Source organism: Pseudomonas sp. NFX224 (assembly GCF_048565165.1).
Classification (GTDB): Bacteria; Pseudomonadota; Gammaproteobacteria; order Pseudomonadales; family Pseudomonadaceae; genus Aquipseudomonas.
In genome coordinates, this window is sequence record NZ_CP183416.1 from 2,187,597 (window position 1) to 2,213,969 (window position 26,373).

20 protein-coding genes and 3 pseudogenes are annotated in these 26,373 nt (G+C 59.7%); 6 read left to right on the plus strand and 17 right to left on the minus strand.

Annotated elements, in window-relative coordinates; all coding sequences use genetic code 11:
• Positions 1 to 15 precede the first annotated feature (15 nt).
• The 5 genes and pseudogenes from ACNYC6_RS09860 to ACNYC6_RS09880 form a co-directional block, all read right to left on the minus strand.
• Entirely contained in the window at positions 16 to 3,639 is a 3,624-nt protein-coding gene (locus ACNYC6_RS09860) for a tetratricopeptide repeat protein (RefSeq protein WP_419712134.1), read from the minus strand.
• Entirely contained in the window at positions 3,617 to 6,430 is a 2,814-nt protein-coding gene (locus ACNYC6_RS09865; RefSeq protein ID WP_419712135.1) for an endo alpha-1,4 polygalactosaminidase, read from the minus strand. The genes ACNYC6_RS09860 and ACNYC6_RS09865 overlap by 23 nt, the downstream gene beginning before the upstream one ends.
• 62 nt (positions 6,431 to 6,492) lie before the next feature.
• Positions 6,493 to 7,425, minus strand: a complete 933-nt coding sequence (locus ACNYC6_RS09870) for an NAD-dependent epimerase/dehydratase family protein (protein ID WP_419712136.1) — start codon at positions 7,423 to 7,425, stop codon at positions 6,493 to 6,495.
• A gap of 480 nt (positions 7,426 to 7,905) precedes the next feature.
• Positions 7,906 to 8,669 (minus strand): annotated as a pseudogene (locus tag ACNYC6_RS09875) (HipA domain-containing protein).
• The gene (locus tag ACNYC6_RS09880) at positions 8,666 to 8,983 is read right to left on the minus strand and encodes a transcriptional regulator (RefSeq protein ID WP_419712137.1); all 318 of its coding nucleotides are present in this window, start codon (positions 8,981 to 8,983) and stop codon (positions 8,666 to 8,668) included. Before ACNYC6_RS09880 ends, ACNYC6_RS09875 begins: the two are co-directional and overlap by 4 nt.
• Positions 8,984 to 9,070: 87 nt before the next feature.
• Here ACNYC6_RS09880 and rimJ point away from each other — a divergent pair, with 87 nt between their 5' ends.
• Positions 9,071 to 9,658 carry a ribosomal protein S5-alanine N-acetyltransferase gene (rimJ, locus tag ACNYC6_RS09885; RefSeq protein WP_419712138.1) on the plus strand — a complete coding sequence of 196 codons (588 nt, stop codon included), beginning with the start codon at positions 9,071 to 9,073 and terminating at the stop codon, positions 9,656 to 9,658.
• A gap of 28 nt (positions 9,659 to 9,686) precedes the next feature.
• Here the strand turns inward: rimJ and ACNYC6_RS09890 are convergent, their stop codons facing one another.
• Positions 9,687 to 10,529 carry a phosphatase PAP2 family protein gene (locus ACNYC6_RS09890; protein WP_419712139.1) on the minus strand — a complete coding sequence of 281 codons (843 nt, stop codon included), beginning with the start codon at positions 10,527 to 10,529 and terminating at the stop codon, positions 9,687 to 9,689.
• Positions 10,526 to 11,197 carry a histidine phosphatase family protein gene (locus tag ACNYC6_RS09895; protein ID WP_419712140.1) on the minus strand — a complete coding sequence of 224 codons (672 nt, stop codon included), beginning with the start codon at positions 11,195 to 11,197 and terminating at the stop codon, positions 10,526 to 10,528. The genes ACNYC6_RS09890 and ACNYC6_RS09895 overlap by 4 nt, the downstream gene beginning before the upstream one ends.
• Before the next feature lie 376 nt (positions 11,198 to 11,573).
• Between ACNYC6_RS09895 and ACNYC6_RS09900 the strand changes: the two are divergent.
• Together ACNYC6_RS09900 and ACNYC6_RS09905 are read left to right on the plus strand one after the other, a co-directional pair.
• Positions 11,574 to 12,452: pseudogene (locus tag ACNYC6_RS09900) on the plus strand (methyl-accepting chemotaxis protein); the annotation flags it as partial.
• Between the two features lie 201 nt (positions 12,453 to 12,653).
• Positions 12,654 to 13,358 carry a methyl-accepting chemotaxis protein gene (locus ACNYC6_RS09905; RefSeq protein ID WP_419712939.1) on the plus strand — a complete coding sequence of 235 codons (705 nt, stop codon included), beginning with the start codon at positions 12,654 to 12,656 and terminating at the stop codon, positions 13,356 to 13,358.
• A gap of 56 nt (positions 13,359 to 13,414) precedes the next feature.
• Here ACNYC6_RS09905 and ACNYC6_RS09910 read toward each other — a convergent pair.
• From ACNYC6_RS09910 to ACNYC6_RS09950, 9 genes and pseudogenes are all read right to left on the minus strand, one after another.
• Positions 13,415 to 13,626: pseudogene (locus ACNYC6_RS09910) on the minus strand (XRE family transcriptional regulator).
• A 252-nt stretch (positions 13,627 to 13,878) separates the two neighbouring features.
• On the minus strand, positions 13,879 to 14,247 hold the full coding sequence (locus ACNYC6_RS09915) for a glyoxalase superfamily protein (RefSeq protein ID WP_419712141.1): 369 nt from the start codon (positions 14,245 to 14,247) through the stop codon (positions 13,879 to 13,881).
• 119 nt (positions 14,248 to 14,366) lie between these two features.
• Positions 14,367 to 15,824 carry an N-acyl-D-amino-acid deacylase family protein gene (locus ACNYC6_RS09920; RefSeq protein WP_419712142.1) on the minus strand — a complete coding sequence of 486 codons (1,458 nt, stop codon included), beginning with the start codon at positions 15,822 to 15,824 and terminating at the stop codon, positions 14,367 to 14,369.
• Position 15,825: 1 nt separating this feature from the next.
• Positions 15,826 to 16,686: a MurR/RpiR family transcriptional regulator gene (locus ACNYC6_RS09925; protein WP_419712143.1), complete on the minus strand. Its 861-nt coding sequence runs from the start codon at positions 16,684 to 16,686 to the stop codon at positions 15,826 to 15,828.
• A gap of 15 nt (positions 16,687 to 16,701) precedes the next feature.
• Complete coding sequence (locus ACNYC6_RS09930; RefSeq protein ID WP_056854921.1) at positions 16,702 to 18,051, minus strand: gluconate:H+ symporter; 1,350 nt, start codon at positions 18,049 to 18,051, stop codon at positions 16,702 to 16,704.
• A 186-nt stretch (positions 18,052 to 18,237) separates the two neighbouring features.
• Positions 18,238 to 19,683, minus strand: coding sequence for a SulP family inorganic anion transporter (locus ACNYC6_RS09935; RefSeq protein ID WP_419712144.1), 1,446 nt, complete (start codon positions 19,681 to 19,683; stop codon positions 18,238 to 18,240).
• A gap of 190 nt (positions 19,684 to 19,873) precedes the next feature.
• On the minus strand, positions 19,874 to 20,767 hold the full coding sequence (locus ACNYC6_RS09940; RefSeq protein WP_419712145.1) for an NAD-dependent epimerase/dehydratase family protein: 894 nt from the start codon (positions 20,765 to 20,767) through the stop codon (positions 19,874 to 19,876).
• Between the two features lie 103 nt (positions 20,768 to 20,870).
• Positions 20,871 to 21,782 carry a LysR family transcriptional regulator gene (locus ACNYC6_RS09945; protein WP_419712146.1) on the minus strand — a complete coding sequence of 304 codons (912 nt, stop codon included), beginning with the start codon at positions 21,780 to 21,782 and terminating at the stop codon, positions 20,871 to 20,873.
• Positions 21,783 to 21,841: 59 nt separating this feature from the next.
• Positions 21,842 to 22,432 carry an NAD(P)H-dependent oxidoreductase gene (locus tag ACNYC6_RS09950; RefSeq protein WP_419712147.1) on the minus strand — a complete coding sequence of 197 codons (591 nt, stop codon included), beginning with the start codon at positions 22,430 to 22,432 and terminating at the stop codon, positions 21,842 to 21,844.
• A gap of 163 nt (positions 22,433 to 22,595) precedes the next feature.
• Here ACNYC6_RS09950 and ACNYC6_RS09955 point away from each other — a divergent pair, with 163 nt between their 5' ends.
• On the plus strand, positions 22,596 to 22,910 hold the full coding sequence (locus ACNYC6_RS09955; RefSeq protein ID WP_419712148.1) for a putative quinol monooxygenase: 315 nt from the start codon (positions 22,596 to 22,598) through the stop codon (positions 22,908 to 22,910).
• Here the strand turns inward: ACNYC6_RS09955 and ACNYC6_RS09960 are convergent.
• Complete coding sequence (locus ACNYC6_RS09960) at positions 22,900 to 23,664, minus strand: sulfite exporter TauE/SafE family protein (protein WP_419712149.1); 765 nt, start codon at positions 23,662 to 23,664, stop codon at positions 22,900 to 22,902. The two genes, ACNYC6_RS09955 and ACNYC6_RS09960, sit on opposite strands and share 11 nt — an antisense overlap.
• Positions 23,665 to 23,853: 189 nt before the next feature.
• Here ACNYC6_RS09960 and ACNYC6_RS09965 point away from each other — a divergent pair, with 189 nt between their 5' ends.
• Together ACNYC6_RS09965 and ACNYC6_RS09970 are read left to right on the plus strand one after the other, a co-directional pair.
• On the plus strand, positions 23,854 to 24,756 hold the full coding sequence (locus ACNYC6_RS09965; RefSeq protein WP_419712150.1) for a LysR substrate-binding domain-containing protein: 903 nt from the start codon (positions 23,854 to 23,856) through the stop codon (positions 24,754 to 24,756).
• Between the two features lie 105 nt (positions 24,757 to 24,861).
• Complete coding sequence (locus ACNYC6_RS09970; protein ID WP_419712151.1) at positions 24,862 to 26,265, plus strand: amino acid permease; 1,404 nt, start codon at positions 24,862 to 24,864, stop codon at positions 26,263 to 26,265.
• Positions 26,266 to 26,373: the final 108 nt, after the last annotated feature.

Consider the following 26,373-nt stretch of genomic DNA (forward strand, 5'->3'; position numbering starts at 1 on the left):
TAGAAAATTCCATGATCAGCGTCCGAAACGCACGCCGTAGCTCACGCCCAGTGTTCCGCCGGCCTTGCCGTCCCCGCCTTGTGGCGCGGATTGGTAGCCGAAGGTCAGGGCCAGTTCGTCATCACCCAGCACCTCAACGCCGATCCCGGTGTTGATGCCGTAGTTGAAAGTTTGATCCGTCCATTGCCAGCCAGCCGTCAGGTCCACCAGCCAGGTGTATTGCGGCTTGGTCCGCACCAGCGCGCCGGGCAAACCACGGCGCCAGGAACTGCCGAAATACAGTTGGCCATAGCGGCTTTGCAGCAAGTCGCTGGCGTTGACGGTTTCGATATCCAGTGGATTGATCGGATCGGGCTCACCGGTATCCGGGTCGAACGTCTGCTCAGGCGCCGCCCTGATGACCGGCCCGCCAAAGTTACTGGACAGATAATCCAGATTTTTGTCCTTGACCCGGTTCTTCTGGTAATCGACACCGCTGCGCACGGTCCAGTTGGGACCGGCGAATTCCAGCGTGTGGTTGTACTCCATTTTCAGCGCGTGGCCATCGCCCAGATCGTCACCGGCACGGGTGGAAAACGACCGCTGTGCGACTTCCCAACTGATTTGATCACGGGCCGTGAGGCTATGGCGACCACCCAGGTACACACGGTCCTGTTGGCCGAAGGCGCGCATCAAACCGCTGTCTTCGTTTTTGCGATGCCAATCAACACCGGTCTCCAGCTCATCGCTGACGCCCAGCTGCCAGGTCCGGGACAGGCCCAGGCCGTTGCGGTCGTCATCGTCGCGCTGGCTGGTGTCTGCGAAGAGTTTGTAGCTGCCGTTATCCACTGCACGTTGCAGGGTCAGCGCCGCGTTGCGCTCCGTACCGATGCGCGATGATTCGATGTCGTCACCGCTGTAGTCGCCCTGTTCCAGCTCAAGATCGGCGTACCACTTATCACCCAGGTTGTGTGCAATCTCCAGGCGCGGCGCGTTGAACTCAAGGCCGCCGAAGTCCTGCTCATGCCACGACAGCTGTGCACCTTGCGGTGTGCGCTCGTGGATTTCCACGGCCTGGCGACGCAGTTGTTCGCGCACAGCTTCCGGCTGCTCGTCACCGAGCGCTGTCAGGCTGGTATCGAGCGCTTCACTCAAGCGCCCCAGACGGCTGAGCGCCTGGGCACGTTGCGCCGGGTTCAGGTCACTGCTGGCCAACAGCGTTTCGACCTGCGCCTTGTTACGGCTGCGTAGGGCCTGCTGAATTTGTTCATAACGCTCGACTTTCAAACCCTGACTGCGTGCCCAATCGAGCCATTGGTCTTTCTGCGCTTCCTGATTGGTCGCGTCAAGACGCGCCAGCAAGCGCTCGAACCACAGCTGCAACATCGCCGGCGAGCCGTCCTTCCACTTCAAGACTTCCTGCTGCGCTTTTTTCGGCGAATAACTGCTCGCCATCAGGCGCAGCCAGATGCCGTAGCGCTGGGACGACGGTTGCAGGTTTTCGCCTTCCGGGCTACGCAACAACTTCAAGCGCAAACGCTGCGCCGCATCCTGGTAACCGGCACTGTCCAGCGCATCGGCGTAGGCGGCTTGTACCAGCCAGTCATTAGGACTGGACTTGAGGTACATGCGATACCAGGCCAGCGCCTCGCTGTCGCGACCGAGCATCTGGCTGGCACTGGCAAACGACAGCCACAAGATCCGGTCTTCACGCGCCTGGGCTTTCCATTTAGTCAGCAACGGCTTGAGTTCGGCGGTGTTGCCTTGATCGACGTAGAGCCACATCAGGCGCTCACGGAACAAGTTGTCGTCAGGGAATCGCTCGAGGCCTTCCTTGTACAGGCGTTGCGCTTCGTCGGTCTGGCCTTTCTGCACAGCCAGCGCACCGCGTACCGCCAACACCTGAGCTTGCTCATAGGCGTTCGGGTATTGCTCCGCGTCCTTGAGCAACGACTCCACTTGTGGCCAGTCCTGCAATTCCTGCGCTTGTTGCAGTGCCTCGACCAAGCGCTGTTGGTCATGGGTACGCTGCCAACTGCCCACCATCAACTGCAAGGAACGCTGCGGATTGTTGTTGCGATACAGGGTGATCAACTGGCTCTCGTCGCCGCTGTTGAGCGAGCCTTTGAGCGTCAGCATCTTCTCCAGCGACTCTTGCAGCTCATCGTCCAGCTCCAGGTCCCAGGCCAGTGCGGCTCGGGAGCGCCAGTAGTTCGGGTCGGTGATTTTGCGGTTGTCGACCTGCAACACCTCCCAGGCTGATTTGTTATCAAACAGCTTGAGGTAGGTGTCGACCCAATCGACGCGCTCGGTGGTGGTCAGCGCGAAACGCTTGGAGTAGTCCTTGTAGACGTTGGCCTTCGCTTCGTACTGTCCGGTGTTTTCCAGGTTCTGCAGCAGGCGCGTCCAGGCCAGACGATGCGTGGGGTACTTGTGCAAATAGGTGTGCAGCCAGGCTTCGGCCTGCTTCGGTGTGCCACGCGACTCGTGACCGTAGATCAACGCATCGAGTTCGATATCGGTCAGCGCACGTTGGTCCATGATCTCGGCGAGCAACGGAATCGAGCGATCAAAGTCGAACTGCTGACTGGCCAGGCGCCAGGCGTGTTCACGGGTTTCCGCGGTTTCGCGCAACTTCAGCAGACGAATCCAGTAGCCGAGCGCCGCTTCGGTTTCGCCACGCCACTCACCGAGCTGAGCCATTTGCTCCAGCAGGTGCAAATCTTCCGGATGTTCAGCGAGCAGTTGTTGGCCGCTTTCCCAGGCACCGGACAAATCGCCGAGAGCCAGGCGCATGCTGAAATCCCTCTTCAGAATTTCCGGGTTGTCCGGTTGCAGGACGCGCCACTGTTGCAGGAAGCGTTGCGCCAGATCGAAACGCTTGCTCGCGATGGCCACATCGACGCCTTGCTGCACCCACGCCGTGTCGGTTTGCGGGTTGATCAGCGAGTCGATCTCATCGTCGAGCACTTGCGCCGCCTGGTCGCCCTGACCGGACGCCAGCAGGCTGTTGAATGCCAGCTGCGCGTACTCACGACGCTCGCCCGCCTGATCAGTATCTTTTTTCAGTTCAAGATAAATCTCGGCTGCGCGCGCCGGGTTCTCGCCTGCCAAGTACCACTGCGCAGCAGACTTGAGCGCCGCGATGTGCTGCTGCGGATCGCGGGCAGCAATTTCTTCATAGACACTGGCGGCAAACGCCGGGGCCTGCAAGGTCAGCGCAAGTTTGGCCAGGCTCTGCAATTGTGGCAGCGGCAACATCCGATGATCGAAGCTTTTCAGACGCTCGACCAAGGCCTGCTGGGTGATCAGATCACTGTCCTTGGCGGCTTCCAGCGCATCCAGCTCGAGCCGGTAATACGTCTGCAGTTGTGCGTTTGGCTTGGGCCAGTTTTCCAAGTGCAGACGCGCCTTGGTGTAATCACCGAGGCGAATCAACAGGTCGATCAATTGCAGTCGCAGGTGATCATCTTCCGGGTGGGCGGTCAGCAGTAGCTCGGCATAGTTGGCCGACACCGCATCCGGCTCGCGGCCATCGGGCTGGAACACTTCTTCACGCTGGAAGGTCGCCCACAGCAGACCTCCCACAGCAACCGCCACCACCGCCAATGCCCAAGGGTTGAGCAAGCGGCTGCTTTTAGTTGCAGAGGAGCTGACCATTACTCACCTGCTTCATTGGTAATTGAAAAATCCACAGACCGGCAGATGCCTTGCCTGCAAAACGCTGTCCATCGACTTCAACCCGGCAAGCACTCGCCGAGCGCACCGAGAAGGTCAGGTCGACTTGACCTGCAAAGGAAAAATTCACGCGCTGGTCATCCAGGTAACGCCATTCCAGCAACGGCAAGTTGGCTTCTTCCAGCGCCGGGCGCGGGTCGCGATCCGGGCGCAAGACCAGCAAGGCGCGGTCACTGCTCAAGTGCACATAACGCCCCTGCTTCAAATCACGCACCCCGGCAATTCCCTGCGAACGCAGCAAGTCCGGCCAACCCATTTGCGGGTCGAGGCGCACGGTGCGCAATGCGTCCATACCGCGAATCTGCCAGTCGCCGTCGGCGGTGCGCGCCAGGCTCGCCTGATACAGGCCATGCAGACGGTCAAGGTAATCGCTCATCCACAACGACATCGGCTGCTGGTCGCGCATGTAGCCGTAGATCTCGTCCATGGCCTTGATCGACGCCTGTTTGGTGCTCGAATAGAAGTGGTAATACAGATGCAGGCCACGTAGACGGCGCGGACTGTCGGTCAGTTCGAAGGTATCGATCACATCGCGAAAGCCGTAGTACGGACCTTTCCAGAGGTTGGTGTAGAGGTTCTCGTTGATGATCGGCGCGTAATATTGCAAGCCGCCGGCGGTTGGCCGCAGCAACGGATTCAGGCCCGTCAGAGAAGGGTTGGCCTTGGTCAGCATGGTTTCGGCGCCGTTGACGTTCTTCAGGCCTGCGTCGTAAGCCAGTTTGATTGTCGCCGCCGACGGCAAGGCATCGCCCGGCCAGAAGATCAGCTTCACCGGTTTTTGCGCAGTGGTCAGCTGCGAATTGATGTAGTCACGCGAGCCAAAAATCTCACGACGGAAATCCAGTTTGTCGTAGTTGGGAATGGCCATTTTCAGACCGTATTCCGCGTTGAAGCCTTCGCGTTTCTGCGCCACTTCAGGCTGCATGAAAAACGGGTGGCTGAAGGTGTGCGTGGCCACCTCGACTTTCGGATTGGCGAACAACTCGCGAGCGATGGGCTCAAGCTCGCGGGCCAGAAACGGAAACATCCCGCGCGGGGAGATTTCACCTTCGACGATCGATACCGAGGTCAGGAACGGATTGGGCCGAATGAAATCGTCGAGCACCTGCTTGCCCGCATAAGGCGTACCGCGCACTTCCGCGCGGGACGGGAAACCGTCGCCATCGATGTGCACCGTGGCGATGCGACGACCGTTTTCCGTGGTGGTGTCCGGACGCGGTTGCACCGGAAGACGCAAGCTGGCCTGGAGGAACGCGAACGGGTCGAGAATCCAGCGACTGCGCTCGTTATTGGTTTCGAGAATGTACGGCGCGAGCGCCAGACCGCCCCAATTGGCGATGGCCACCGGGGTAAACGTTTGGCCACCTTCGCCGGTTAACAGCAACGCGGGCTTAGGGCCGCCCGGCAGGACGGAAACAGCGGTCAGGTCACGGGATCGGGGCTGCACCGGTGCTTCGAATGCCCCAAGCAGCGCCTTGTCCTGATAAGTGATGGTCAACGCTTGGGTGGCCGGTGGAGCGCCGCGATTGAGGCCAAGACGCTTGAGCAGCAATTTGTCTTCCACCGGCAGGCCGGCAAAAAACACCAACGGCACCTGCTCGTCCAGACGCTTGCTCAACCAGCGGTTGAACGCGGGAGCATCCTGCGGCGGACCGCTGGTCATCCAGGTGATGACGCCGGCGTACAAACCGCTGAAACGGTGGTCGGGCAATGTCTCATCGGCAGGCAGGTAATCAACCCGGTAACCCAGGTACTCAAGCAAGCCGCCAAGCAACGTGTGCCCGGCGTTGCGGATCACATCACCTTCGCGCGGATCGTACACCAGCGCGACTCGACGTGGCTGGACTTCGATGCTGCTGATGCCCATCGAGTCCAGGTCCGGAGTACCGATGTACGGGATAAACCCTTCCTCGCGCAGACGCTTGGCCAGTTTGCGCGCTTCATCGCGGCGCTCTGGCGGCAAGTAGTCGATGGCCACCAGCGGGATGCCTTTGGCGCGCAGCGGTTGTATCTGGGTTTCCAGCCATTGGCGATCGGCTTCCGGCACCGGGCGATAACGCTTGGCGGAAGCGTCCCAACCAGCGTGAATGGACTCCACGGCCACGGCGGCGGCCACGCCATCGAGTTCTGGCAGTACTTCAAAACCGCGGTTGAAAAACAGCTTCAGGTTCGGTTGGGTCTTGTGCAGTTCACGCAGGAAACTGGCCAGGGCCAGACGCTGGTTTTCGCGCTCACCCTGGGGCAACAACTGGAAGCTGTCCAGGGTGTCAAGGAACAGACCGGCATAACCTTGCGCCTGGAACGTTTTGGCTTGTCCCAGCAAATGCTCACGCCACGCCGGCGAAGAGAGGTCCATGACCTGGCTGTCCCAGGCACCGTTACGCACCGGGCTGACGGCCTTGGCCAGGCCTGCCTTGGTGATGGCCGCCTTGTTGCCGCTGAACTCGCCAACCGACAGGTAGGCGAACGGCTGGCTGCCCAACTTGCGCAAGGTTTTGACGTCGCCCTCGCTCACATGACCTGGCTCTACGACCGCCCAGTCGAACTGTGCCAGTTCAGAGATTGGCGGCTCATCGGCATACCAAAAAGTCACGCTGGAGGGAGGCGTCAATGCGGCGGCTTGCACGGCTGGTCCGCTCACACACAGCGCCAAAGCGGCTAACAGTCGCTTGGCGACCGAGCGGACACGCGTCCTGCGAAAAACGATTTCCATAACTCACTCTTGAAATGACTTGATCAGTACTGCTTGTGCGTCGGACAGTAATACAGACCGAGTTACAAACTGTGGATGAGCTGCGCTAGACCTTTGCCGATGGATGTCGGTTCCGGGAGATTGAAGCGCTCAAGCAAGCGGGCATTGTTGGCGCGCGAATGGCGAATGTCGCCCTGCCGTGGCGCCTGATGATTCACCGTCAAAGGATTGCCGGTGGCATTCCCCAGTTCAGCGATCAGATCATTGAGGCTGGTGGAGCGGCTGAGGCCAATGTTCACTGCGCCGGCTCGCGGCTCGCGGGTCTCCACGGCCTGGAGCAGAATGCTCACCAGGTCCAGGACATACACGAAGTCGCGGGTCTGCTCGCCGTCACCGAAAATCGACACGGGCTGCTGTTTCAGTGCCCGCTCGGTAAAAATGCTGATCACGCCGGAGTACGGCGAAGACGGATCCTGGCGTGGGCCAAAGATATTGAAGAAGCGCAGGATCACCGGCTCCAGGCCGTGCTCACGGCGATAGAAATCCAGGTAGTGCTCACTGGACAATTTATCGCTGGCATACGGTGTGAGCGGCGACTTCGGTGTGTCTTCGTCGATCGCCGTGCCTTCGCCGTTATTGCCGTAAATGGCCGCGCTGGAGGCGAACACGACACGCTTGATGTCAGCCTTCAACATGTTTTCACAGACGTTGAGGGTGCCGACGAAATTGCTTTGATGAGTGCCGACCGGGTCATCCACTGAGGCTTGCACCGAGGCCACTGCCGCCAAATGAACGACCGCGCTGCAATCGCGCATGGCCTGAGCCACGGCGGCGCTGTCGGCGACATCGCCGATCACCAGGTTCAGGTTGGCGTTGTCCATCGGCAAATTACTGACTTTACCGGTGGACAGGTTGTCCAGCACGCGAACCTTGTACCCCTTGGCCAGCAATGCTTCCACAAGATGCGACCCGATAAATCCTGCCCCGCCAGTGACCAGTACTCGCTCAACGAACATGAAGTTTCTTCCTGAAGATTCAAGCGGATACTCGAGTTTGAAGTCCGCTGACGGTATGGGCTTTATCATCGTATTGCGGTTGCGAAGCGTGGGAAACTACCCAGTCACGACCGACGCTTTTATGGCGCAAAGCCATCAAAACGGGGCAGATAATGGGAGAACAAACGGATACTGTCAATAGCTTGTCTGTTTTGCCTTCATTCGGAAAATCGCAGCGCGATAACGCCATTTTATTGACGACTAAAATTGGATCCGCATGACCAAGCGCCCCTGGTCATTGATGTTCAACCCTGCTTTACCCGCCTCATCGGCTCGTTGCCCAGCGTCACCACCGTCGAACGCTACGCAGCCGACGTTGATCCGCGATCTGACAGTGGGTCGGCGCTGGCTCGGGCGGGTTAGGAGTCAGGTTTTAGGCGCATCATTTCAAGCACATTATAAAAATGAGTGAAATTTGATCAGCAACCCACTGGAGCGACATCAGCCAAACGTCAAAACAAAAGGCGCCGCGGCCTGTTCAATGGCACCAACGACATGAGGTGCCTGTTCTCGATATGGGGGGTAGCGCGCAATGACCACTTCAACGGCGGCAAGCATTTTCTGAATGCGCTCCCTTGGCTTTTCGATCTCGCAGTTTTGTGCAAACTCCAGCAATCCTTGTGGCGAGGCAAACATTGACTTGTTACCTGCCAGATCCAGCGCCAGCACATCCTCCGGAATATAGGCGGTGGTGTTGACGATGTCGTAAGCCGGTGCAAGGCGTGCATCGCGCTGCGTGGACTCCGAATAGAGCAAACCGAAGTTCTTCAAGTGTGCATCGCCATTTCCGACGATGCAGCTCAAGGCGACGCTATCGAACAGTTGATCAAGGGAGGACCGCAGATGTTGCGCGGGGCAGAACAAGCGAATGGCCTTGGTGATTGCCGCGTAGCTTTTGCTGTATTTCTGATCCGCTGACAGCCCCATGAGAGCGGCCATGTCCTCAAAACCAATCGGGTTTCAATTACGGTTTTAGCCAGGCGATTACGAAGCTGTTCCAGCACATAGCCTTCCGGCAGGTTCATCTGAAAAATCGGGTGCAGATTCCGTCGTCGAAACTCGTCAGGCCGCACAGGCATCGACAGGCTGATTGCCATTTCCGGCAATGCTTCTTCGTGATAACGAAAAATGAAATCGTCAGCGCTGGTGAGGACTCGGCCGTTGAGTCCCTCAGGTGTACTGACAGCAAGAGAAGTCATTTTCATTCAAACAGATCCCCTAGCTCTTCAAGGGTTGGCATCGCCGCAGGAGTGACCGCAAATTCACAATCCAGAGCGCCCAGGACGCGTGCATAAGCGACCATGGCTACCGACAGAGTGCCCTTCTCGACCGCAATGACTTTCTGTCGAGTCAGCCCGGCGAGTTCGGCAAGCCGAGCTTGTGTAAGGCTCAAGTACAACTTCTGACGCAGCGTCGATGGGTACACGCAGCGCTTCAGGCCTGCGTCGCCCATCGCCCGGCAGATGAACTTTTCTTCACCCCGCCGTTGCACGCCAACCTGTACATTTGCCTCGCTCATTCAAGAAACTACGGTTTGCCCGCCCTCCCGCGGGCTTTTTTTTGCCTGTAGATTGCTCGTCATCCGCAATGTCCACCGGAGCGCCCGATGACGATCCTCTCTCTGCCTTGCAAACGCGTGACGCTGGCCATCCTCAGCCCGAGCCAGGCTGCGTTGGAAAGCGACTTTTACCTTCGAAACCAGACACACCTCGCGCCGTGGTCGCCAATCCGTCCCGACGATTACTACAGCCCGGAAAAAATCCGCTCACGGCTCGCGCAACAAGCCATGGCATTTGATGAAGGCTACGCGGTGCATTTCGCGGTGCTCGATCGCGACAGCGGGCAGATGATCGGCGCGTGCAATTTCAGCGGCATCATCCGCGGGGCGTTCCAGTCCTGCTATCTGGGCTATCACATCGGCCATGCCCATCAAGGCCAAGGCCTGATGCAGGAAGCCGTGGAAGCGGGCATCCGCTATCTGTTCGAAACGATGAACCTGCACCGGATCATGGCCAACTACATTCCCGGCAACGAGCGCAGCGCGCGGTTGCTGGAGCGGTTGGGGTTTGAACGGGAAGGCTATGCCAAGGCCTATCTGAACATTGACGGACGCTGGCAGGATCATGTGCTGACGGCGTTGGTCAGCACGGTCTGGGAGGATCCGGACCGGCAATGGTCGCGGCGCCTGGGTTAACACACCAAAACGGTGTGCTGAACCGGCTCTACTGCAGGAGCGAGCTTGCTCGCGATGGTGTTGGTTCAGTCGATAGAGATCTCACCTGACTCACTGGCAATTCCAGCCGCGCCCGCCCATAAAACGCCAGCGCCGTCAGCAAACACGCCAGCCAGACGAAGATCCCGGCCCAGAATGTGTGGGACATGTAGTGCCAACCCTGCAACACCCGCGTCGTGCCATAGACGAAACCCAACGCCAGCGAACCGTACATGACTGCCTTGGAATATCGCCAGCGATAACGCCGCGCCACGAAATACAACGCGAGCATGGTGAAGCCCCCCGAAGCATGTCCGCCCGGCCAGCAGCGACCGTCACCGGCGACCTTCAGCAAATCGAAGTTCTCGTACCATTCCTTGTGTTCAATCTTGCCGCCGTACTGGGTCGTTTCAATCGGGCAATACACGCTGGTGTGGCCCTTGAGGTAGTGGATCACACCGGTGCTGATGGAGAACGCGAGCACCACGTAGAGAAAGTCCCGTCGATGTTTGCTGGCAAACCGCAGCACTGGCGCGACTTTGATTTTTTCCAGAAACGCGATGATCTTCGGATGTTTTTCCGCCTTCAGGCGTGGCCAGAGAAACGACAGCAAAGCGCCGATAATTGCGATCTCGCCGGTCCAGTTGGGGATGATCCGCGCCCATTTGTGGGTGATTTTTTCGAACAGGTGCACATGGTCCAGCGGGAACGTCTGCGTCACCGGGTCATAAAAAAGATTGTTGAAGGCGATGTCGATGTTGGTCAGGTCGAACATCAGGAACACCACCGCTGCACAGGCCAGTGGAATACCGAAGTTCATCCAGTAAAAACGATAACGGGATACTGACTTCATTGGGCGGTCACCGAGTGCCAGTCCGAGGCTTCGATGAAGCCGAGCATGCGGGGTTTGTGCAGTGTTTCGGCAGAAACAAACAACGAAGCGCCGTAACCCAGAGTCGATGTTGGCAATTTGAGGTCTTTCTCCAATTGCGCCATGCATTCGCTGTGGGTCACCAGGATCAGATTGCGCCCGGCGACCTTGTGCGCCAGAGCGTCGCGCAACATGGTGCCCTTGCAGTTGATCAGCCACTCGTCACCGCTACTGACCTTGTTAAACATGTAACCGGCGGTCTGTGCCGTACGCATCATCGGGCTGTTGTAGACATCGGTCTTGTCCAGGCCCAGTTGCTCGTACTCTGCACCGACGGCCACCGCGACACTGCGCGAACGATCAGTGATGCCATCGTTGCCACTCAGACAAGCGGCGCGGGAGTGGTCACAGCGCTCGACATGCCGCACCAGCACAATCATGTCGCCCTTGGCCCATCCCGCCAGCAAGGCGCGTGCACCCGCGACGTTACCGTGGGCCAGGTCCGGCACCGCTGCGGGCCGCAAAAGAAACACCGTGAGGGGAATCACCAGCAGCGCCGAGGCCAGCACCACTGCCGCATTGCGATATCGGGCAAAACGGCTCAAATCGATCGAGCGGCTTACCCCGAACAGACTCAGTCTCAATTCCACATTAAGCCGCCTCACCGGCATGCAACCTTTGATTCAATGCCGCGAGAGTAAAGAGGCTGGCGTCGGCAACCAGTGAAACGTATGTGAAAAAAACCTTGTTACATCATCCCGGTGACAAAATCCTTTCAGCTCTCACGATTGCTGCCGATACAGTCCGTCTACACCGCATGCTGGCCCCCAAAAACAACAATCTTCCAGCCAACCGACGATCAAGACGCATACGTTTCTGGAGGATTTTTTGATGAATAGCTGGTTCGGCAATATCAGCGTGAACCTGAAACTGGGCCTGGGGTTTGGCCTAGTCCTGGCACTGACCTGCGTCCTCGCCCTGACAGGCTGGACCAGCCTCGGCAGCTTGATTGACCGCAGCAACTGGATGAGCGACATCACCCAGCTCAACGCGGGCCTGACCAAGCTGCGCGTGGTACGTCTGCAATACATGCTGGCCAACGGCGACGAAACCACCGCACAAAATGTGCAGACCACCCTCGAAGCCTTTTCCGCTCAGCAGCAAGCGTTGCTGGTGAAATTCAAGAGCCCGGAAAACCTCAAGTTGCTCAAGGAGCAAGGCACCGTCATCGATGCCTACAAGACGTCCCTGAACAAAATGCGCGGTGCCTACCGCGCCGGCAACAGCGCGCGCGACGTCATGAGCGCCAACGCCGAAACCGCCAACACGTTGATCAATGACATCAACACCCGCGTGCAGCAAATGCCGCTGAGCGACCAACGCTTCGAACAGTTCCAGGTCATCACCGCCGCCAAGCAAGCGTTCCTGCTGGCTCGCTACGAAGTGCGCGGCTACACCGCCAGCACCAACGCCGAGACTGAGCAAAAAGCTGTCACCCAACTCGACGCCGCGATCGCCAGTTTAAAATCCCTCAACGCACACTTCGCCGACGTGCAGCCAGATGCCCTGCGTCAACTGGAAACCGCGCTGGGCAACTATCGCAGCGCGTTGCAGGCCTACAAGACCGCGAACAGCGATGTGGTGCAGGCACGCAAGGAAATGACCGACCAGGGCGCGGCTATCGTCAGCCTGAGCGAGCAGCTGTATCAGATCCAGCTTGACCGCCGTGACGCCGAGAGCGACAAGGCCCGCACCCTGCAACTGGTCAGCACGTTGCTGGCGCTGCTGGTGGGCATCATTGCCGCCGTGCTCATCACCCGGCAGATCACCGGCCCGTTGCGCGAAACCCTGGCAGTGGTCGATCGCATCGCCAGCGGCGACTTGTCCCAGGACGTCAAGGTCACGCGCCGCGATGAACTCGGCGTGTTGCAGCAAGGCATTGCGCGCATGGGCGTGACCCTGCGCGACTTGATCAGCGGCATCCGCGACGGCGTCACCCAGATCGCCAGCGCCGCCGAAGAACTGTCGGCCGTCACCGAACAAACCAGCGCCGGGGTCAACAACCAAAAAGTCGAGACCGATCAGGTTGCTACCGCCATGCACGAGATGACCGCCACCGTGCAGGAAGTCGCGCGCAACGCTGAACAAGCGTCGCAAGCCGCCGCTGCCGCCGATGGCGAAGCCCGTGAAGGTGACAAGGTGGTTGGCGAAGCCATCGCCCAGATCGAACGCCTGGCCAGCGAAGTCGTGCGCTCCACCGAAGCCATGGGCGTGCTGCAACAGGAAAGCGACAAGATCGGCAGCGTCATGGACGTGATCAAGGCCGTGGCCGAACAGACCAACCTGCTGGCGCTCAACGCAGCGATTGAAGCGGCACGCGCCGGTGAAGCCGGACGTGGTTTTGCCGTGGTGGCCGACGAAGTCCGCGGCCTGGCTCAGCGCACGCAAAAATCCACCGAAGAAATCGAAGGCCTGGTGGCCGGTCTGCAAAACGGCACCCAGCAAGTGGCCACGGTGATGAACAACAGCCGCACCCTGACTGACAGCAGCGTAGCCCTGACCCGCAAGGCCGGCGCCTCACTGGAAAGCATCACCCGCACCGTGTCCAACATCCAGTCGATGAACCAGCAGATCGCCGCTGCCGCCGAACAGCAAAGCGCGGTGGCTGAGGAAATCAGCCGCAGCATCATCAATGTGCGCGACGTGTCGGAACAGACTGCTGCGGCCAGCGACGAGACAGCGGCGTCCAGTGTCGAGCTGGCGCGGTTGGGGAATCAGTTGCAACAGATGGTGAGTCACTTCCGCGTATAAGTCGTCTACGCCGCCAACTCGAACAGAAGCCCTTTGAATAAAGGGCTTCTGTTTTTTCAGTGGGAGAAATTCTCGATCTTCACCTGCCCCTCAGGAAAGGTCGCGACAATTTCCAGTTCGCCACCCATGGCGCGGATGTAGTTGCGCAATGTACTGATGTACGTCGTTCCATTTTGGAAATCGCCGCCTGGTTGACGTGGAGTGTTTTGGCCAGGGTTTCCTGGCGCAACTCGTGCAGCGGCATTTCCGCTCGCAGCTTTTTCAGCAAGACCTCGACACGCGCTTGAGACGCAGGAGATCGAGGTGCCGCTGGTATATGGAAACCCCAAATGCGGCCCCCCCCCAGATCCCTCCATGGAATTGTTAATGGCGATGTCTGGGGGATAGTCGAGTGTGGGAAGTAGTGGCGGTATTATTGAGGGCGTTGCGGAGAATTAGCTGGCCCTGAACGAGGCCGAAGTGGACGCGAACTGATCACTCCCACGCTCCCGCGCGGGAAGGATCAATAGCTGTCTAAAACTCAAACACTGATCGCATTGGTAAACACCAACCGATTACCAAACGGATCGCTAATGGTCATGTCCTGGCTGCCCCAAGGCATCGCCTGGATCTCTGGCCGGGCGAACGTGTATTCCTTGGCCTGCAGTTGCTGCTGGAACGTTTCCAGTTCGTCGGTCTCGATGCGCAGGGCCGAGCCGGGTGTCGCGTCGCCGTGATGTTCGGAGAGGTGCAACACGCATTCGCCACGAGAGACTTGCAGGTACAGCGGGAAGTTGGCTTCAAAGCGGTGCTGCCAGTCGATCTTGAATCCGAGGAAGTCGACGTAGAATTCAATGGCCTTGATTTCATCGAAGATCCGCAGGATCGGGGTGGTTTTGCCGAAGCTCATCGAGTTGCTCCCAGACAGAAATAGCCCACAGTGTAGCCGGGCTGTACATCAGCAATTCGGCGTGTAGAGGGCTTTCTTTAATCTCAATGTGCCACTACTGTGACGCACTGCGCGATTCTTCAATTAAAGCCATCGCGCAAATCCCCTTCCCGTGCCAGAAACCGCCCTTCCCGGCGCCCGTTCGGCTGACCGTCCTGATAACTCAGCACGCCGTTGACCCACACACCCTCAATGCCTTCGGCCGCCCGTTGCGGATCGTTGAAGTCCGCTACATCGCGAATGGTCGCAGGGTCGAACAGCACCATATCCGCCCAATGGCCTTCGCGGATCTCGCCGCGCTCTTTCAAGCCGAATCGTGCCGCCGACAACCCGGTCATTTTGTGCACGGCGGTGTGCAGCGGGAACAGTCCTACGTCGCGGCTGAAATGTCCGAGTACCCGAGGGAATGCGCCCCACAAACGAGGATGGGGAAACGGGTCTTCCGGCAAACCATCGGAGCCGACCATCGACAGCGGGTGGGCGAGGATTCTGCGCACATCGGCCTCGTCCATTCCGTAGTAAACCGCCCCCGCCGGTTGCAATTGGCGAGCGGCATCAAGCAGCGACAGATTCCATTCGGCAGCGATGTCCATCAAGTCACGTCCGCCCATGTCCGGATACGGCGTCGACCAGGTAATGGTAATGCGATGGGCATCGGTGACCTGTTTGAGATCCAGCGTCGAAGAGCTCGCCGCATAGGGATAGCAATCGCAGCCCACCGGATGGGTTTTCGCAGCCTGTTCAAGCGACGCCAACAGTTGCGGACTGCGCCCCCAATTCCCGGCACCGGCACATTTGAGATGGGAAATGATCACCGGGGATTTCGCGTGGCGGCCGATCTGGAATGCCTCGTCCATGGCCTCCAGCACTGGTTCGAATTCGCTGCGCAAATGAGTGGTGTAGACCGCGCCGAACGCGGTCAGCTCTTCGGTCAATTGCATGACTTCATCGGTCGAAGCCGAGTAAGCGCTGGCGTAGGCCAGACCGGTGGACAAACCCAACGCGCCAGCCTCAAGACTCTCACGCAGTTGCGCACGCATACCGGAAATTTCATCTGGCGTTGCTGTACGAAACAGGTCATCGAGGTGGTTGCTGCGCAGCGCGGTGTGCCCGACCAGCGCCGCGACATTCAATGTGGTATTCGCAGCTTCGACCGCTGCGCGATAGTCGCTGAACGTTGGATATACAAACGCGGCCGCGCTGCCAAGCAGGTTCATCGGGTCCGGTGGATCGCCGCGCAAACTCACCGGCGACGCACTGATCCCGCAGTTGCCGACGATCACCGTGGTCACGCCCTGGCTGAGCTTGGGCAGCATCTGCGGCTGGCGGATCACCACCGTGTCGTCGTGGGTGTGCACGTCGATGAAGCCTGGCGCCAGCACTTTCCCCGCCGCGTCTATTTCTTCGCTGGCGTGTGCGTCGTGCAAGTCGCCGATGCGTTGAATGCGCCCGTTGAGAATCGCCACATCGGCGGAGTAACCGGGGCTGTTGCTGCCGTCGATGATCAGGGCGTTGCGGATCAGCGTGTCGTACATCATGTCAGTCTCCCAGCGGCAAGTGGTCGTCGCCGCCGCGGTAATCGTCCAGGGCGAGTTTGATCCGCCGCAGACGTTCTTGATTGTCCTGAGGATTGGCCAGTGCCAGCTCGGTGGCAAGCACATCGATGGCCAGCAGCATGCCGTAGCGCGCCGCCGTGGGTTTGTAGATGAATGAGGTTTCGGCGCTTTGCAGCGGCAGCACGATGTCAGCCAGTTGCGCCAGCGGCGAGTCGCTTCGGGTGATCGCCAAAATGCGTGCACCGTAGTTGCGTGCCAGCACCACCGTCTCAACCAGTTCCGGGGTGATCCCGGTCAGCGAGCAGACGATCACCACGTGCTCGGCGCTGAGGCTGGCGGCAGTGACGCGCATCATCACCGCATCGTGGCACACCGCGATCGGATAACCGAGGCGCACCAAGCGCACTTGCAGTTCATCACTGCACAGGGTCGAGCAACCGCCCATGCCGAAAGCGTGAATCATCTGTGCCTTGCCCAGCAGCTTCACGGCATCGGCGAAGCGTGACTCATCGAAGGCCGACAGATGCTGGCGCAAGGTCGATTCGATATCACCCACGATCTGCCCGTAGAACGCCGATTGTTCGGGAGTGCCCGCCGGGTCGAGAAACCGGCTGCCGACGCCGCTGGCCTGGGCCAGTTGCAAACGCAAGTCGCGCAAATCCTTGCAGCCGACCGTGCGGGCAAAACGCGACAGTGTGGCGGTGCTCACCTCTGCCCGCTGGGCCAGCTCATCGAGACTGGCGGACGCGGCAAATCCTACGTCGTCGAGCATCAGGCGAGCGATACGTCCTTCACCGGCACTGAAGGAATCCTGGCGAGCGCGGATCTGGTAGAGGATGTCCATGGCAGGCGACTCCGGTTAAATCAGGTAAGAAAGGCCGACGGTCAGACCGAAAGCAACGAGCGAGATCAACGTCTCCAGCACCGTCCAGGTCTTGAAGGTCTGGGTGACCGTCATGTTGAAGTATTCCTTGATCAACCAGAAGCCGCCGTCGTTGACGTGGGAAAAGATCACCGAACCGGCGCCGGTCGCCAGCACCAGCAACTCCGGATGCGGATAACCCAAGCCAATCGCCACTGGCGCGACCACGCCGGACGCAGTGGTCATGGCCACGGTGGCGGAGCCCGTGGCGATACGCATCAGTGCGGCGAACAACCAGCCCATCAGCAACGGCGACAAATGGAATTCGTGGGCCAGCCCGACGATCTGGTCGGTGACGCCAGCGTCCACCAGAATCCGGTTCAGGCCACCACCGGCGCCCACCAGGAGTGTAATGCTGGCAGTCGGTGCCAGGCATTCGTTGGTGAATTTGAGGATCGATTCACGGTTGAAGCCCTGGGCCAGGCCGAGGGTCCAGAAGCTCAGCAAAGTTGCCAGCAACAGCGCGATCACTGAGTTGCCGATGAACAGCAGGAACTGGTTGAAACCGGTGCCCGGCGTGGAAATCAGGTTAGCCCAGCCTCCAATCAGCATCAGCACCACCGGCAACAGAATGGTCGCCATGGTGATGCCGAAACCTGGCAGGCTGTCGCGTGGTTCACGTTCAAGGAACTGCCGCTCCAGCGGGTTTTCCGCCGGCAGCTGGATGCGCGGCACGATGAACTTGGCGTACAGGGGACCTGCGATGATGGCGGTCGGAATGCCAATCGCAATCGCGTAGAGCAAAGTCTGCCCCACCGAGGCCTGATACACCTGCACCGCGAGCATCGCCGCCGGGTGCGGCGGCACCAGCGCATGCACCACCGAAAGCCCGGCGACCATCGGCAAACCGACCATCAGGATCGACACGCCAACCCGCCGCGCCACGGTGAACGCAATCGGCACCAGCAACACGAAGCCGACTTCGAAGAACAGCGGCAAGCCCACCAGAAACGCGATGCAGACCATCGCCCAATGCGCGTTTTTCTCGCCGAAACGGTCGATCAGGGTGCGCGCCACCTGCTCGGCGCCGCCGGACTCGGCCATCATCTTGCCGAGCATCGTGCCCAGCGCCACCACCAACGCAATGTGCCCCAGGGTCTTGCCGACCCCGGCCTCGTACGCCCCGACCACACCCGATGGCGGCATCCCCGCCACCAGCGCCAGGCCAATGGAAATCAGGGTGATGACAATGAACGGGTTGAGCCGGTAACGGGCGATCAGAACGATCAGTGCAATGATGGCGATAGCGGCATACACCAGCAGCCAATAGCCGAAGGACAGGGTCATGCGGTACTCCTCGAGAGGGTCACGTCGAAATACTTGTGAAACTCTTAAAACATTTCGAGGCGTGATTATCAAACGAGGTGAAAGTAATTTTCGTGCAGAGGCAAGGGATGTCGCTAATGGATATGTCGTGTCGCGAATAATGAAAATCAGGGCGGCGAACTTTCATCGCCGACCACCTGTTTCCTGTCAGTCGTGATGCACGCGCGCACGCTTGAGCAGCTTCTTGCAACGCTCGGACAGGCCCAGCACCCGCAGGTGTTTGCCGGCCTTGGTGTAACGCTCGCGCAGGGTGTCCAGCGCGGCAATGGCGGAGTAGTCGACAAAGCTCAGGTGGCGACAATCCAGCGTCACTTGCGTCGGGTCGTTGGCCGGATCGAATTGATTGAGAAACGGCGTGGTCGAGGCGAAGAACAAGGTGCCATGCACCCGGTACAGCTTGCTGCCGTCGTTTTCCAGATGGCTGTCGGCGTACAACTGACGCGCCTGCTGCCAGGCAAAGTTCAGCGCCGCAATGATGATGCCGCACAGCACAGCCGTGGCGAGGTCGGTGAACACCGTGATCACCGTCACGGCGATGATCACCAGCGCGTCGTTCAGCGGTACTTTATTGATCACGCGCAACGAGGCCCAGGCAAACGTCTGCTGCGACACCACGAACATCACTCCCACCAGCGCTGCCAACGGAATACGTTCGATCAGCGGCGACAGGAACAGGATGAACAGCAGAATCGACACCCCCGCCACGACGCCGGACAAGCGCCCACGCCCACCGGAACTGAGATTGATCACGGTCTGGCCGATCATCGCGCAGCCGCCCATGCCACCGAACACACCGGAGACCATGTTGGCCGCGCCCAACGCCACGCACTCGCGATCCGGATAGCCGCGGCTCTCGGTGATTTCGTCGGTCAGGTTCAGCGTCAGCAGGGTTTCCAGCAAACCAACCAATGCCATCAGAATGGCGTACGGCGCGATGATGCGCAGGGTTTCCAGATCCCACGGAATGTCCGGCAGCGCCAGCGTCGGCAAGCCTCCGGCAATATGCGCCATGTCGCCCAGAGTGCGAGTTGGCAGGCCAAGCAGATAAACCGCCAGGCCCACACCCAGGATCGCCACCAGAGCCGGTGGCACGGTGCGGGTCAGGCGTGGCAGCACATAGACGATGGCCATGGTCACGGCGACCAGCCCGATCATCATGTACAGCGGTGTGCCGCTGAGCCACGTTTCACCGCTCTTGAAATGCTCCAACTGCGCCAGCGCGATGATGATCGCCAGGCCGTTGACGAAGCCAAGCATCACCGGATGCGGCACCATGCGCACCAGCTTGCCGAGTTTCAAAAGCCCGAACGCCATCATGATCAGCCCGCCCAGCAACACTGTTGCGAGCAAGTACTGCACGCCGTGTTGCACCACCAGCGCGACGATCACCACCGCCATCGACCCCGCCGCACCGGAGACCATGCCCGGCCGGCCGCCGAACAGCGCGGTCAGGGTGCAAATGATGAACGCGCCATACAGCCCCATCAGCGGGTTGAGGTGAGCAACCAGGGCGAAGGCGATGCATTCGGGCAGCAGGGCGAAAGAGGTGGTGAGTCCGGCCAGGACATCGGCGCGTAGACGTATTGGTTTCATGAGGGACCGCATGCAGGGGCGAAAAGAGAGTGCGGATGTTACGGAATCGCAGGCAGACCGACCAGTTATTGCGCCTCCGCCAACGCAATCGTGAGCAGGCTCGCTCCCACATTTGACCGCGCCAGTCTGGAAAACGCGGTCCACTGTGGGAGCCTGCTCGCGATGAACGATGACGCGGTCTAATGCGAACTCACACCATCTCGTTACGAATCCATTCAACCACCGATGTCCGCTTCGGCACCCAGCCCAACAACGCCCGTGCCTGCTTGCCACGCACCCGGCTGTTTGAACCCAGGCCATAGTTGGCCATTTCATAACCCCACTCGGTTTCAGCATCCTTGAGCGGCCAATCCTGCGGCTTGCCCAGACTCAACGCTTGGCCCATGGCCGTGGTCATGTCGATGAACGACGCTTCGCCGCTTTCGACAAAGTAGAACGTGCCCGGGATGTTTTTGGTCAGCGCCAACACGTACAACGAAACCACGTCTTCGATGTGCACGTTGGACCAGATGTTCTGGCCAGTGCCAACATGGCGCACCACACCGCTTTTGCGCGCCTGTTTCAGCAAGCGTGGCAGTTGCACGCTGTCGCGGTTGACGCCCAGGCTGTGGCCGTAGATCAGGGTGTTGCAGATGACTGCAGAGTTCACCCCGTCCTTCGCCGCGGCGAGGATCAGGTTGTCGATGGCCACGCGAGCCGCCTTGTCGACGGTCGGTGCCGGCAGGTTGTCTTCAACGTAAATGACGTCGCTGGATTTGCCGCCCGACGCATCGCCGACGATGCTCGAACCGCTGGTGTGCAGGAACACTTTATTGGAACCGCGCAAGGCATCGAGCAAGGCTTCCACGGCGCCACGATGGTCGCTGCTGGCTGCGTTAATCACGGCGTCCGCGGCGCGGGCCTGCTCGGTCAGTAGTGCGCTGCCATCAAGAGTGCCGATCACTGGCGTGATACCCAGCGCACGCAACTCTTGGGCTTGTGCGGGGTTGCGCACCAGTCCGGTGACGCTGTGACCGGCCTTGATCAGACCCGTGGCGATGGAGCCGCCGATAAAACCGGCAGCGCCGGTGACGAATACGTTCATGGAGAAACTCCCTGCGTTGATAAGTGATACAGCCAGTATCAAGCAGTGGTCCGTGACGAAAAATCCCTGCCGGACCAATTCACTCTTGCGCAACGATCACGAATCACTCACTGAAATCGTCGGAAGCGTAAAGCGCCAGTTTGCTCTGGATGAAGTCCAGGAAGCATTGAATCCGCAGGGCCAGTTGCGAGTTGCGGTAGTACACGGCGTTGATGGGTTGGCGATAACCGCTGTTGAACTCCGCCAGCAACACTTTCAAGCGCCCGGCACGAATGTCTTCGATGGTCATGTAGTGCGACAGGCTGGCGATGCCCTGGCCTTCCAGCGCCAGATGGCGGATGGTCTCGCCGCTGGAGGCGCTGAGCGACGCCTGGATCGGCCAGCGATCGCCGTGCACGTAGCGCAGCGGCCATTGGTTGAGGCCTTCGTTCTGGGTGAAGCCCAAAAGCGTATGTTCGGCCAGGTCGGCCACCGCCGTTGGCGTGCCGTGCTTTTCCAGGTACGCCGGGCTCGCGACGATGTGCAACGGACTGCAACCCAGGGAACGGGCGTGCAGGGTCGAGTCGGCCAGCGTGCCGATGCGAATGGCGATGTCGGTGCTTTGCTCAAGCAGGTCGATGATCAGGTCATTGCTGTTGAGTTCGAGCTGGATATCCGGATAGAGCCGGCGAAACTCATCGATGTACGGCACGATGGCGTGCAGCATGAACGGTGACGCGGCGTTGATGCGCAAGCGCCCCGACGGCGTTTGCTGGCGCGAGGACAAGCGCTCTTCAAGCTCATCCATCTGATCGAGAATCAGCTTGGCGTGCTCGAAAAAATACTTGCCCTCTTCGGTCAGGTCCATGCGCCGCGTGGTGCGGTTGATCAACGTCGTGTCGAGCTTGGCCTCCAGCCGTGAGAGCGTACGGCTGACTGCCGACGGGGTTTGCCCGACTTGCTCGGCCGCCGCGGAAATCGATCCGCATTCAATTACGCAGACGAAAATCTGCAACTCATCGGATCTGGCTTTCACGGCTGCCCCCTCATTCAAAAACTGGCTTGATAGTAGCCGGATGCGGGGCAAAAGGAACCTCAGGTCGGCAGGCCGAACACCTCGGTCAAATGCTGCTCATAACGCGCCACATCACCTTCGATGTTCGGGCGCTTCATCACGTCCACGCTCAGGAAGGTTGGCAGGCCGGTCATGCCGAGGAACTCGTTGGCCTTGTGGAACGGGAAGTACACCGCATCCACACCTTTGCCTTCAAAGAAATCAGTCGGGTCGTCGAAGGCTTGCTGCGGGGCGTTCCAGGTCAGCGACAGCATGTATTGCTTGCCGTGGATCAAACCACCACTGCCGTACTTCTGCGACGAATCGGAGCGGGTGCGGCCGTCGCTGGCGTAGAGGCTGCCGTGGCCTTCAGTGAAGACTTCGTCGAGGTACTTTTTCACCGTCCACGGCGCACCCATCCACCAGCCGGGCATCTGGTAGATGATCACGTCGGCCCAGAGGAACTTGGCGACTTCTTCAGCGACGTCGTAGCCCTCGTCGATGAACGTGGTTTTGACATCCACGCCGCCACGATCCAGCACGCTCAATGCAGCTTCATGCAGGGTGGTGTTGTAGCGGCCATCGGAGTGGGCGAATTTTTTGCCGCCATTGAGCAACAGGACTTTTTTCACAAGAAATCTCGGGAAGGTCAGGAATTGGATGGCGGCAGAGTAACGATCTGCCTCGCGCGGAAAAAGCGCCCACGGCGCAAAATTCATTTGACCTATACGCACGAATAGTCGACCGATTGTTGCTTTAGACTGGCGCCGATTCTGACCCTGAGGAGCGTCTTTCATGAGTGAAATCCAAGGCTTCATCCTGCACGCCAAGACCCGCCCGGGAAAATCCGACGCCTTCGAAGCCTTTTTCAGCGGTTACGTGGAAGCGAGTCGCGCCGAACCCGGCTGCATCGAGTACCACATGCTGCGCGACAAACAGGACCCGACCCTGTTTATCTTCTATGAGATCTGGCAGTCCCAGGCCCACCTCGACGTGCACTCGAGCCTGCCGCACATGAAGCAGTTTCTTGAACAGCGCGACGAGTATCTGGAACGGGATTTCGAGATTCGCGCCATCGAGATGATCAGCCCGTCGTCCGCTAACCGCTGATCAACAAATGGCCACCGAGCAATCCGAGGCCAATGAAGAACACGCGCTTGAACAGCACGGCGCTGATCCGCTGGCGCAGCCACTGCCCGAGCAACATGCCGAGCACCGCCGGAATCAGCGCCAGCAACGACGCACTCAACTCGTCACCGCCAAGCGCGCCGCGCCACAGCAATCCACCCGCCAGTGCCAGCGTCGAAACGGTGAACGACAAACCCAGCGCCTGCACCAGTTCGTCCTTGCTCAACCCCAGCGCTTGCAGGTACGGCACCGCCGGAATCACGAACACGCCAGTGGCCGAGGTGATGACACCCGTGATCAGGCCGCAGAACGGACCGAGCCAGCGCTCGCTGCGACTGCCCACGCGCAATGTCGGCAGGAATAAACCGCTCAACGCATAGAGCAACAGCGCCGCGCCCAATCCCCGCACCACCCAGTGTCCACCGGCCATGCCAATCCATAGAGTGCCCGCACCGGTGCCGATGAAAATCGCCAGCAGCATCGGCCACAGCCGTTTGACCAGCCCGAGCAGATGCCCGCCGAAAGCCAGTTGCCAGACATTGGTCAGCGTGGCCGGGATGATCAGCAACGCTGCAGCCTGCGACGGCGCCATAGCCAGACCGAGCAACCCCATGGCAATGGTCGGCAGGCCGAGACCGATCACACCCTTGATCATGCCGGCCAGCAGGAAGGTGGCGATAACCAGCAGTGAAAGGGACAGGCCGAGATTTTGGTAGAACGAGGCGAGCGTATTCATGAGCCAATCCTGAGCCCGGATAAGCTGGTTGGAAATCTGCCATATACTGAGGCTGCCTCTTTCAAATCAAGAGGCTTTAGTGAGACGACGATCGAAATCGCGAGCAGGCTAGCTCCCACGCACAACCACTGTGGGAGCTAGCTGCTAGCGATGAAGCCCTCCCAGACAACACACAACCAGAGGCCACCCATGCACTTCGACCTCACCGACCTGCGCCTCTACCTGAACATCCTCGACACCGGCAACATCACCGCCGGCGCTGCCCGCAGTCATCTGTCCCTGGCGGCGGGCAGTGCGCGCATCCGGGCCATGGAAGCATCGCTCGGGATCGACTTTCTGGAGCGCGGTCGCCGTGGAGTGACACCGACACCTGCCGGCAAAGCCCTCGCACAACACGCCCGCACGCTGCTGCAACACGCCGAACGCATGCAGCAGGATTTGGCCGAATACGCCAAGGGCGTCAAAGGCCAGGTCCGGTTGTTGTGCAACACCACGGCGATCAGCGAATACCTGCCCGAATTGCTCGCCGACTTCCTGAGCGGGCATCCCAACCTCGACATCGACTTGCAGGAACTGCCCAGCACCCGCATCACTCACGCCCTGCGCCAGGGTGCGGCGGACCTCGGGATCGTCTCGGATGCGGTGGACACCCACACCCTCGACACCCTGCCCTTTCGCGACGATCCGCTGGTGCTGATCATGCCGCCCGGGCATCCCTTGGCCGACGGCGAACCGCCGAGTTTCAGCGATACATTGCTGCACCACTACGTCGGCCTGACCGCCAGCAGCGCATTGGCGGTGTATCTGGAAGAACAGGCGTTGCACGCCGGTATGCGCATGCAGATCCGCGTCCGTGCGGAAGGCTTCGACGGGGTGATGCGCATGGTCGCTCACGGTGCCGGGCTGGGGATTGTGCCGTTGGCGGCCCTGCGTCGCTGGTCGGTCGATCAACCGCTGACAAGCTTCGCGCTGAAGGAGCCATGGGCGCAGCGAAAACTGCTGCTGTGCGCCCGCTCATTCGAGTACTTGCCCGCTTATGCCAGAGCCTTGCTCGAAGCATTGCGCACGACCAACCACAGCGCCAGCCCTTGAAAACCAACGCTCAACCCACCCCGTGACTGTATGACGAAGGGGTGAGCGAGAGTAAGATTCGACCTTTCAAATCAGGCTTGGCCACAACAGTCAGAAGGAAACCAGATGGCGGATGAAATCTTGCAACAGGGAACGCTCAAGCGAGGGTTGAAAAATCGACATATTCAACTGATCGCCCTGGGCGGAGCCATTGGTACGGGGCTGTTCCTGGGCTCGGCCGGCGTGCTCAAGTCCGCCGGGCCATCGATGATCCTCGGCTATGCGATTGCCGGGTTCATCGCGTTCCTGATCATGCGCCAGCTCGGCGAGATGATTGTCGAAGAGCCGGTGGCCGGTTCCTTCAGTCACTTTGCCCACAACTACTGGGGCGGCTTTGCCGGTTTCCTGTCCGGCTGGAACTACTGGGTGCTGTACGTGCTGGTGGGCATGGCCGAGCTGACGGCCGTCGGCAAGTACGTGCAGTTCTGGTGGCCGGAGGTGCCGACCTGGGTCAGCGCCGCGGTGTTCTTCGTGCTGGTCAACCTGATCAACACGCTGAACGTCAAAGTCTTCGGTGAAATGGAGTTCTGGTTCGCGATCATCAAGGTCGTGGCCATCATCGGCATGATCGTCCTCGGCTGCTACATGCTGTTCAGCGGCACCGGCGGCCCGCAAGCCTCGGTGAGCAACCTGTGGGATCACGGCGGATTCTTCCCCAACGGCTACAGCGGTTTGCTGATGGCGATGGCGTTCATCATGTTTTCCTTCGGCGGCCTGGAATTGGTCGGCATCACCGCCGCTGAAGCCAGCGAACCGAGAAAAGTCATTCCAAAGGCCATCAACCAAGTGGTTTACCGGGTGCTGATCTTCTACGTCGGTGCGCTGACCGTGCTGCTGTCGCTGTATCCGTGGGATCAACTGTTGCAGACACTCGGCGCGTCGGGCGATGCCTACAGCGGCAGCCCGTTCGTGCAGATTTTCGCCTTGATCGGCAGCGACACCGCCGCGCAAATCCTCAACTTCGTGGTGCTCACCGCCGCGCTGTCGGTCTACAACAGCGGCGTCTACTGCAACAGCCGCATGCTCTACGGCTTGGCCGAACAGGGTGATGCGCCGAAAGTGCTGATGAAACTGAACAAGCAGGGTGTGCCGTTGCTGGCGTTGGGCGTTTCAGCGCTAATCACCATGCTGGCCGTGCTGGTCAACTATGTTGCTCCGCACGAAGCCCTGGAGTTGTTGTTTGCCCTGGTGGTCGCCTCGCTGATGATCAACTGGGCGCTGATCAGCCTGACGCATTTGAAGTTCCGCAAAGCGATGGAACAACGCGGCGTCGTGCCGGGCTTCAAGGCCTTCTGGTCGCCGTACACCAACTTTCTGTGCCTGGCCTTCATGGCCGTGATCATCTGCGTCATCTGGATGATTCCGCCTGTACGCCCGTCGGTGTACGCCATGCCGGTGTGGGTACTGTTCATCTACGCCTGCTATCGGTTGCGCATGGCCAGGCACCGGAACCTGCCTGTGGCTCAGTAACCCCGCAAACGCTTAAAAAAACGCCCCGGCATTCAACCAATGCCGGGGCGTTTTTTATTGTGTGCATCAATGACGCGATGCGCTTCTGGATACCTCAGTGTCGAGCAC

Bases quoted from the DNA above. Each gene is read 5' to 3' on its own strand.
- ACNYC6_RS09860 (WP_419712134.1), bottom strand. From the start codon at position 3,639: ATGGTCAGCTCCTCTGCAACTAAAAGCAGCCGCTTGCTCAACCCTTGG.
- ACNYC6_RS09865 (WP_419712135.1), bottom strand. From the start codon at position 6,430: ATGGAAATCGTTTTTCGCAGGACGCGTGTCCGCTCGGTCGCCAAGCGA.
- ACNYC6_RS09870 (WP_419712136.1), bottom strand. From the start codon at position 7,425: ATGTTCGTTGAGCGAGTACTGGTCACTGGCGGGGCAGGATTTATCGGG.
- ACNYC6_RS09880 (WP_419712137.1), bottom strand. From the start codon at position 8,983: ATGAGCGAGGCAAATGTACAGGTTGGCGTGCAACGGCGGGGTGAAGAA.
- rimJ (WP_419712138.1), top strand. From the start codon at position 9,071: ATGACGATCCTCTCTCTGCCTTGCAAACGCGTGACGCTGGCCATCCTC.
- ACNYC6_RS09890 (WP_419712139.1), bottom strand. From the start codon at position 10,529: ATGAAGTCAGTATCCCGTTATCGTTTTTACTGGATGAACTTCGGTATT.
- ACNYC6_RS09905 (WP_419712939.1), top strand. From the start codon at position 12,654: ATGACCGCCACCGTGCAGGAAGTCGCGCGCAACGCTGAACAAGCGTCG.
- ACNYC6_RS09915 (WP_419712141.1), bottom strand. From the start codon at position 14,247: ATGAGCTTCGGCAAAACCACCCCGATCCTGCGGATCTTCGATGAAATC.
- ACNYC6_RS09920 (WP_419712142.1), bottom strand. From the start codon at position 15,824: ATGATGTACGACACGCTGATCCGCAACGCCCTGATCATCGACGGCAGC.
- ACNYC6_RS09925 (WP_419712143.1), bottom strand. From the start codon at position 16,686: ATGGACATCCTCTACCAGATCCGCGCTCGCCAGGATTCCTTCAGTGCC.
- ACNYC6_RS09930 (WP_056854921.1), bottom strand. From the start codon at position 18,051: ATGACCCTGTCCTTCGGCTATTGGCTGCTGGTGTATGCCGCTATCGCC.
- ACNYC6_RS09935 (WP_419712144.1), bottom strand. From the start codon at position 19,683: ATGAAACCAATACGTCTACGCGCCGATGTCCTGGCCGGACTCACCACC.
- ACNYC6_RS09940 (WP_419712145.1), bottom strand. From the start codon at position 20,767: ATGAACGTATTCGTCACCGGCGCTGCCGGTTTTATCGGCGGCTCCATC.
- ACNYC6_RS09955 (WP_419712148.1), top strand. From the start codon at position 22,596: ATGAGTGAAATCCAAGGCTTCATCCTGCACGCCAAGACCCGCCCGGGA.
- ACNYC6_RS09960 (WP_419712149.1), bottom strand. From the start codon at position 23,664: ATGAATACGCTCGCCTCGTTCTACCAAAATCTCGGCCTGTCCCTTTCA.
- ACNYC6_RS09965 (WP_419712150.1), top strand. From the start codon at position 23,854: ATGCACTTCGACCTCACCGACCTGCGCCTCTACCTGAACATCCTCGAC.
- ACNYC6_RS09970 (WP_419712151.1), top strand. From the start codon at position 24,862: ATGGCGGATGAAATCTTGCAACAGGGAACGCTCAAGCGAGGGTTGAAA.